The sequence below is a fragment of the Neosynechococcus sphagnicola sy1 genome (genome assembly GCF_000775285.1).
In the GTDB taxonomy this organism is placed as follows: domain Bacteria; phylum Cyanobacteriota; class Cyanobacteriia; order Neosynechococcales; family Neosynechococcaceae; genus Neosynechococcus; species Neosynechococcus sphagnicola.
Genome location: NZ_JJML01000006.1, coordinates 74078 through 81579, shown reverse-complemented (window position 1 = coordinate 81579; position 7502 = coordinate 74078). Strand labels below are relative to the sequence as shown.

The following is a 7502-nucleotide window of genomic DNA, read 5'->3' as shown; positions in this document are numbered from 1 at the left end:
TCTAAAGCCAACTTAAGTCAGTCAAACTTCAGCCAAACTAACTTCACTGAGGCTCTACTCGATAAAGTCAATTTGCAAAGAGCAAACTTGAATCAGGCAATCTTACGTGGAGCCGACCTGCGTGGAGCCGACCTGCGTGGAACCGACCTGCGGGGAGCCGAACTTATTGACACTAATCTAGATACAGCACTCTACAATAATGAAACACGATTCCCTGAGGAATTTGATGCTGCCAAGAGAGGAGCTTATTGGATTGGACCATGCGCATTTTTGTCAGGTGCAAACTTGCAATCAGTCGATCTAAGTGGGGTAAATTTACGTAATGCTAATCTGTCTGGAGCAAACCTCAGCAAGGATAATTTAATCGCCACTAATATTCACAGTGCCAATCTGTACGAAGCAGATTTGCAGGGAGCATATTTATCCCATGCCGATCTATCTAGAGCTAACTTATGGGGGGCAGATCTCCGATGTTTTGACTTAGAAAGTGCTAATCTTCAGGGTGCATTATACAGTTTAACTACCCAATTTCCTGAGGGTTTCATCCCCGACCAACATGGAGCTTATTTGGTTGCACCTAATGCTTCACTTCGAGGAATTAATCTATGTGGGCTTGACCTTCATGAAATTGACCTCCAGCGAGTGAATATCCAACAGGCAATCTATGACGAAAAGACTCGATTCCCTGAAGGATTTGATCCTGCTCAGCAAGGTGCTTACCTGATTTCCACCTTTACAGTTTTACCAAATGCTGACTTACAGGGGATGGATTTGCAGAAGGTTAATCTCCAGGGAGCTGACTTGCGGGGAGCTAACTTACGTCAGAGCAATCTGTGTCAGGCTAATTTGAGTGGGGCTAATCTCATAGAGACTGATCTGACTCAAACCAATCTGAGTGGAACGAATCTGAAGGGAGCCCTCTACAATTCTAAAACAGTGTTCCCCCAAGGATTTAATCCTAGCAAAAGAGGTGCTTACGATCTTGGTCCCAAAGTCTCCTTGCCAGAATCTAACTTTCAGGGAGTTAATCTTGCTGGAGTTAATTTACACGGAGCTGATTTACAAAGATCTATGCTCTCCAAAACCAACTTATCTAAAGCCAACTTAAGTCAGTCAAACTTCAGTCACACTAACTTCACTGAGGCTCTACTCGATAAAGTCAATTTGCAAAGAGCAAACTTGAATCAGGCAATCTTACGTGGAGCCGACCTGCGTGGAGCCGACCTGCGTGGAGCCGACCTGCGTGGAGCCGACCTTATTGACACTAATCTAGATACAGCACTCTACAATAATGAAACACGATTTCCTGAGGAATTTGATGCTGTCAGGAGAGGAGCTTATTGGATTGGGCCATGCGCATTTTTGTCAGGCGCGAACTTGCAATCAGTCGATTTAAGTGGGGTAAATTTACGTAATGCCAACCTATCTGGAGCGAATCTTAGTGGTTCCAAACTATCCGGGGCGATTCTAAAATATGCCACCTTAAGTCACGCAATTCTTACTGGGGCGGATATGAGGGGTGCAATTCTTACTGGAGTAAGCTTTTGCGATGTTGACCTTACGCACACGGATTTAAGAGGAACAGATATGAGTAATATAATTATTGAGGGTATGGACATGCAAACCAAATAATTCTTGGATAAAATGGATTACTTTCTTTTGATCTTCTGACTCACAATGTATTATCAAGATATATTTCGCAAGCTTAAGCGCTGCTAGTTTATCAAGACTATTCTTCACAGCTAGTCATAGGAATGCAAAGAGATGTAGCAATCCAACTAGAAATACAAATAAATAGTTCATAAAAACTATTCACAAAATCCTTACTTAGAAAAGCTTTCAAGTGATTCAACCTATGGTTTATTTAATCTTTTTGTTTACATATAACTTAGGATTGCTATATAGAGATGTGCATTAATGAATGAATCAGGCAAATTATTTTGTATGTCAATAATCACCTGAGATATTGACAGCATCTATTAGCCCATATATAGCAGTCCTAAGTTACTTGTAAATTTTGAGTTTTTTCTCGGTAATGATTTTAGGCTAATTTAGTTTTCGACTCGTTTAGAATTGCTGTAGCCTATTTGATTGAGTATTAAGATTCCATTTTCTGCCAAATCAATTGCCCATACAAAACCAATCTACAGTATCATCCATGTCTAATTCTTCAGAGTCAGAGCTTTCTTCAAGTCTAAACCAGCCATCCTCACTACCTGGAGAAGATGGATTACAGATTTTAGCAATCCCTCAGATCGATGATGAGCCTACTCTACGGGGTACTCTTACAGAATTTTTAGATCATATACAAAATGGTTTTATTGATCCCATTGACTCTGTTCAGGCACTTACTTCTAGCTCCTTGGAGGAAATCCAAAAATACCGAACAGAACTTGAGTATCGAAGTGCGTGGCTCCGAGCATTGTTAGATGAGACAAATCGAGAAATACAATTAATTTCCCAGATTTTTGAACAAAAAACTGGAGATTCTGAAGTGTAAGAATGTATGGATTGTGTCATTTTAATAGGGACTCTAACCTCACTAGAGTATATGAATAATAGAAAATTTTGAATAAGTTTAAGGATTTTCTGGAGTATTCAGAAATGAAATTGGCTCTTCTGGGATCTTGATTAAATGTATCGGTTGATACAAGTTAATTCATGAATAATGCCTGAAAGCCTTATGGAGAAAGTCATTTAGTTTTGCTTATTGTCTCAAACCCAGAAGAGCCATGAAATCACTAATTCCACTTTCATTTTATTCTAATGCAGAAGTATTTGAAGCAGAAAAATGTCACCTTCAAAATCTATGGAGTTTTGTATGTCTCACCATAGACTTAGAAAATCACAATGACTTCCTTACTAAAGAAATTGGGGGTCATTCCGTCGTTATTCAGAACTTTCACGGAGAGCTGAAGGCATTTGAGAATGTATGCTCCCATCGTTTCAGTCGAATCCGTCAGTGCTCCCATGGAAATGGACTTCTAAAATGTCCTTATCACGGCTGGGTTTATGATACGGAAGGAGTACCTTGCGGGATTCCAAATTATCAAAATTTTGAAGGTTTTTCAGAAGAAATTCGTCAGTCTTTACGTTTACAGTCTTGGCAGCTTGAAACCTGTGGAAAATTTATCTTTATTAGATATTCTAAGGATCATTACCCTCTAAAAGATTACCTTGCAGAAATTTACAATTTGCTTATTGATTACTCAGAAGCAATGAACAAGAGGATTGACGAATATCAAATGAGTATTCAGGCTAATTGGAAGATCGTTGTTGAAAATACTTTAGACAATTATCATCTTCCAGCTGTTCATGCTAATTCCTTTGGGAAATTTGGCTCTGTAGAAGGTCAGTACTGTTTTTTCCAGCCTCATTCTACCTATCTAGCTAGACCAAAATCACATTCTAGTAAAAAGAAAGCTAATCCTAATTCTGCGGTTCAATCTATATTAAAGGTTGACGGATATCAACATAACTTGATTTTCCCATCCCTTCTTCTGTCTACCTTTTCTGGTCTTTCAATGAGTATTCATGCCATTAGCCCTATCAGTCCCTCTGAGACAATTGTTCATGTTCATACTTTCACGGGGAAATTGCAACATCCACAGTTAGATGAGGTCTTTCGTGAAATGTATGGTGAACCAACTGCTCAGCTGGTGCAAAGTGTCTGGAAAGAAGATCAGCCCATCTGTGAGCAGGTTCATTTGGGACTCATCAACAGCCAAGGGAGAGAAAGTATGTACTGCAAGGACGAATGTCGAATTTATGATTTTCAAACATCCTATCTTAAGCTGTTTAATTCTCATGGAGATATCGGCAGATAGAAACACAATTATTTGCTCTACTTTATTGATTGACATGGCTTATTTTATTAATTTTTTATTTCTGAGGGATCATTAATCATTTGGTATGTCTTGTGAGCATTGAAACGGTTTCTTCCTATATATCTGCTATTAAACCTTTGACTGTCTCTGTTATAGATGATGTTGTTCTTCGAGACAGTCATAGAGATCGCGATATCCCTCTGAGAATTTATTATCCTCTAGAATGTGGTTCATACCCAATTTTAGTCTTTTCCCATGGAGCAGGCGGATCAAAGGAAGCGCATGCAGCTTTGAGCCGATTTTGGTCTAGTTGTGGATATATCTGTATCCATCCTACTCATTATGGTAGTGACACTGTGATGTTGCGAAAGGGTGGATTACTGGCCGTTAAAAAATACGTGAATGATCCCAAATTCTGGTCGGAAAGGCCTTATGATATATCTTTTATTATTGATTCTTTTAATGATTTACAGAAGCTTTCCCCAAGCTTACAAGGGAAACTTGACTGTACTAGAATCGGAGTTTCTGGATCCTCTTATGGTGCTTATGTAGCTATGTTATTGGCAGGGGCCTCAATCCAGTTTCCAGATCAAAAATTGATGAGTTTCCCCGACCCTCGCGCCTCAGTCTTTCTCGGAATTTCTCCCCAGGGCGTTGGCTCCTATGGATTACATCAGCAGTCTTGGGAGCAGATTAATTCACCCTTTCTGATCATTAGTGGAACTCAGGATGTGGGTGTCGATGGTCAGCATCCTTCCTGGCGTTTAGATCCTTTTTTTACATGCCCTTTGGGGATAAGTATTGTGCATTGATTACTGGCGCCAATCACTTTTCTTACGGTGAACATGAAGCTATGGAGATGAGTATACAGCTTGGTCTTGTTGCACAAAATCACCTCGCAAAATCAGGTGATATATTTGGAAACTGGAAGCAAAGTAAGCGATTTCAACAATATGTTCATAGTACGACAATTATTTTTTGGGATTCCTACTTAAAGCAGAATAATTGCGCGCAAATTATCTTGAATTCAGATGCCTTACTTGAATTCAGCCATGGTGAAATTTCGATTTTTAGAAAATAGTTTAGTCTCTTGTTAATCGATCATAATTATTTCCCAGTAATGGATCTTTAGATATGTCAGTCCCCCAACCAATTATTATCTTGGCATCACCCAGATCGTTTACTTCTCTTACTTCAAGTATGTTAGGTCAACACCCGGAAGTTTATGGTGTACCTGAACTTAATCTCTTTCTTGCTGAATCTTTGAATGACTTACTACAGCAGTTCAGAGATCAAGCAAAGTTCAGGAAAATTCATGGTCTGTTACGTACTGTTGCCCAACTATATGCTGGTGAGCAATCAATTGATGCTGTCAATATGGCTCATCGTTGGATTCTGCGACGCCTTCAAAACAATACTGGAGATATCTTCGTCGAGTTATGTGAGAAAGTAAAGCCCTTAAGAATTTTAGACAAGAGCCCAGCTTATTGTCTCGATTCAGAAGTGCTTCGCAGGATTGATAGGACGTTTCCAGAGGCTCACTACATTCATTTGATTCGCCATCCTAGGGCTCAGGGGGAGTCCGTGATGAAATTGCTTCCCCAAACCCGTAAAGGTAAATCTCAACGTCGAGAATTATTTGGTTCTCCCAACACTGTCAGCCCCAATCTCTTGAACTGCTTAGAGCCCTCTGGAGATTCGATAACGATTGATTTCCAGTTTTTATGGTATCGAATGCAGTGGCGAATTATCGATTTTTTGAGTACCATTCCTAGGGAAAGGCAAATTAGAATCCGAGGGGAAGATCTTCTCAGCAATCCTCCCATCAAGTTTGAGAATCTTTGTCGCTTTCTCAATCTTTCTTGGAGTAATGGTGCTTTCCAAGCCATGCTCCACCCTGAAGATTCACCTTATGCCTGTTATGGCCCTTATGGGGCTCAGTATGGTAATGATGTCAACTTCTTAAAATCTCCTACATTTCGGCAACGCTCAATCCCTATGAGTAGCCTTGAAGGGTCACTCCCTTGGCGTAAAGACGGTGGTGGTTTTCATCCAACCGTTATAAAACTAGCCCAGGATTTAGGCTATAAGTAACTTTTATCTCAATCCTGGAGCTATTTTCACCACTTTTCCCATGATCACCTTCGAGATTCAACCCCATGATTAATCTCAGCAGGATCCGCCCCTTTGAACCAGCCCCTTACCCTGGTCTTAAGCGAGAGCAATTTACCAAAATTTGTAAAAATGGCTTTGGTGATGGGCATAATAGCCATGCTCACTCCATGGCCTGGTTTAAAAATCGCCTCTATGTTGGTACAACCCGATCTGTTCTGTGTGTTCTCAAACAACACATGCATATTGAAGAGTGGAATTTAGAAACTTGGCCTGTTGAGTGTCCTTCAAACCTTGAGGGACTCTATCAATTGGATAGACGGGCTCAGATTTGGTGCTACGATCCGGAAGAAAATGTCTGGCAGATGGTTCATAGGGCTCCTCTCATCGTAGGTACTGAAGACGAAGAAGTTCCGCGAGAAGTGGGCTATCGTGCCATGGCAGTTTTTCAAGGAGAATCTGATCAAGAGCCTACTCTCTATGTTGCAACAACCTCTCCAGGGCGTGGATCTGGAGCTTTGATTTTGAGATCGATAGACGGCAATAATTTTACCCTTGCTTCTGATTATGGAATCCTCGGGTTGCCTGTTACCAGCATTCGGGTTCTGGTTTCCTTTAAAGGTCGTCTTTTCACGTCCCCCACCGGTACTCGTGGTGGACAGGCAAATACATCTGGGTATCCAGTAATTTATGAAAGCCGAGATCCTGCTCAGGGCAAATGGCAAGCAGTTAGTGAACCAGGTTTTGGTGAATCGGGCAACGAAGGAGTGTTCATGCTCTGTCCTTTTGCTGATAACCTCTATGCCGGTACTTTTAATTGTCAGGGCTACCAGATCTGGCGAACAGATGTTACTGGTGATCCCCCATACAAATGGGTTAAGGTAATTGATCAAGGTGCCTGGAGAGGCCCCCTCAACCAGATTGCCCCCAGCCTAATGGTTTTTAAAAACTGCGCTATATGTGGGGAGTGCAATTCAGCATAGTGGCTATGATATTACCAACAAAATTGGTCCTGCGCCTTCTGAATTGATCCGGATCTTTCCCGACGATCGGTGGGATCTCATTGTAGGTCAACCCAGAAATACTCCCCATGGGATGAAACGGCCACTCAGTAGCCTTTATGCAGGGTTTGGTAATTTCTTTAATGGCTATTTCTGGTGTATGGAGGTTCATAATAACTGGCTGTATATGGGCACATGCAATGGAAGTGTCATCTTATCATGGCGATCGCTTGAGTCTTTCCCAGGTCGCCAGCGTCGTTATGCAGAACAGGTAGGCATTGATAACATTGTTAAAAATCAAAGTGGGTTTGAATTGTGGCGGAGTTCTGATGGCGAGAATTGGTTGCCGGTCGACCGTTTAGGCTTTAGTAATCCTTACAATGTTGGCGTGCGCAACATGACTTCCACACCCTATGGGTTGTTTATTGGCACTGCTAATCTTTTCGGACCAAGGGTTGCAGTCAAGCAAAATGGAGCTTGGGTTTATCAAGATAATCCAAGGGGTGGACTAGAAGTCTGGCTAGGTAAAACCTAATCTCACAAAACAGTCTGAGATTCTTGT

The 7502-nt window shown here is 41.2% G+C and carries 8 protein-coding genes; all 8 read left to right on the top strand.

All coding sequences use genetic code 11. The features are described 5' to 3' along the window. The coding region (locus DO97_RS03465; RefSeq protein WP_036531175.1) for a pentapeptide repeat-containing protein at positions 1-1632 on the top strand (1632 nt) is incomplete at its 5' end. A gap of 526 nt (positions 1633-2158) precedes the next feature. After that, on the top strand, positions 2159-2500 hold the full coding sequence (locus DO97_RS23645) for a hypothetical protein (protein ID WP_156120415.1): 342 nt from the start codon (positions 2159-2161) through the stop codon (positions 2498-2500). A gap of 232 nt (positions 2501-2732) precedes the next feature. Continuing rightward, positions 2733-3827: an aromatic ring-hydroxylating oxygenase subunit alpha gene (locus DO97_RS21885; protein ID WP_072016345.1), complete on the top strand. Its 1095-nt coding sequence runs from the start codon at positions 2733-2735 to the stop codon at positions 3825-3827. Positions 3828-3919: 92 nt separating this feature from the next. Continuing rightward, the gene (locus DO97_RS23640; protein WP_072016344.1) at positions 3920-4639 is read left to right on the top strand and encodes an alpha/beta hydrolase family protein; all 720 of its coding nucleotides are present in this window, start codon (positions 3920-3922) and stop codon (positions 4637-4639) included. Next, a complete protein-coding gene (locus DO97_RS03450; RefSeq protein ID WP_156120413.1) occupies positions 4609-4908 on the top strand; it encodes a hypothetical protein in 300 nt (99 codons plus the stop codon). The genes DO97_RS23640 and DO97_RS03450 overlap by 31 nt, the downstream gene beginning before the upstream one ends. A gap of 53 nt (positions 4909-4961) precedes the next feature. Continuing rightward, the gene (locus DO97_RS03445; RefSeq protein ID WP_036531151.1) at positions 4962-5921 is read left to right on the top strand and encodes a sulfotransferase family protein; all 960 of its coding nucleotides are present in this window, start codon (positions 4962-4964) and stop codon (positions 5919-5921) included. 65 nt (positions 5922-5986) lie between these two features. Further along, positions 5987-6922 carry a hypothetical protein gene (locus DO97_RS24860; RefSeq protein ID WP_204368460.1) on the top strand — a complete coding sequence of 312 codons (936 nt, stop codon included), beginning with the start codon at positions 5987-5989 and terminating at the stop codon, positions 6920-6922. Then, positions 6900-7475: a hypothetical protein gene (locus tag DO97_RS24855; RefSeq protein ID WP_204368459.1), complete on the top strand. Its 576-nt coding sequence runs from the start codon at positions 6900-6902 to the stop codon at positions 7473-7475. The genes DO97_RS24860 and DO97_RS24855 overlap by 23 nt, the downstream gene beginning before the upstream one ends. Positions 7476-7502 lie beyond the last annotated feature (27 nt).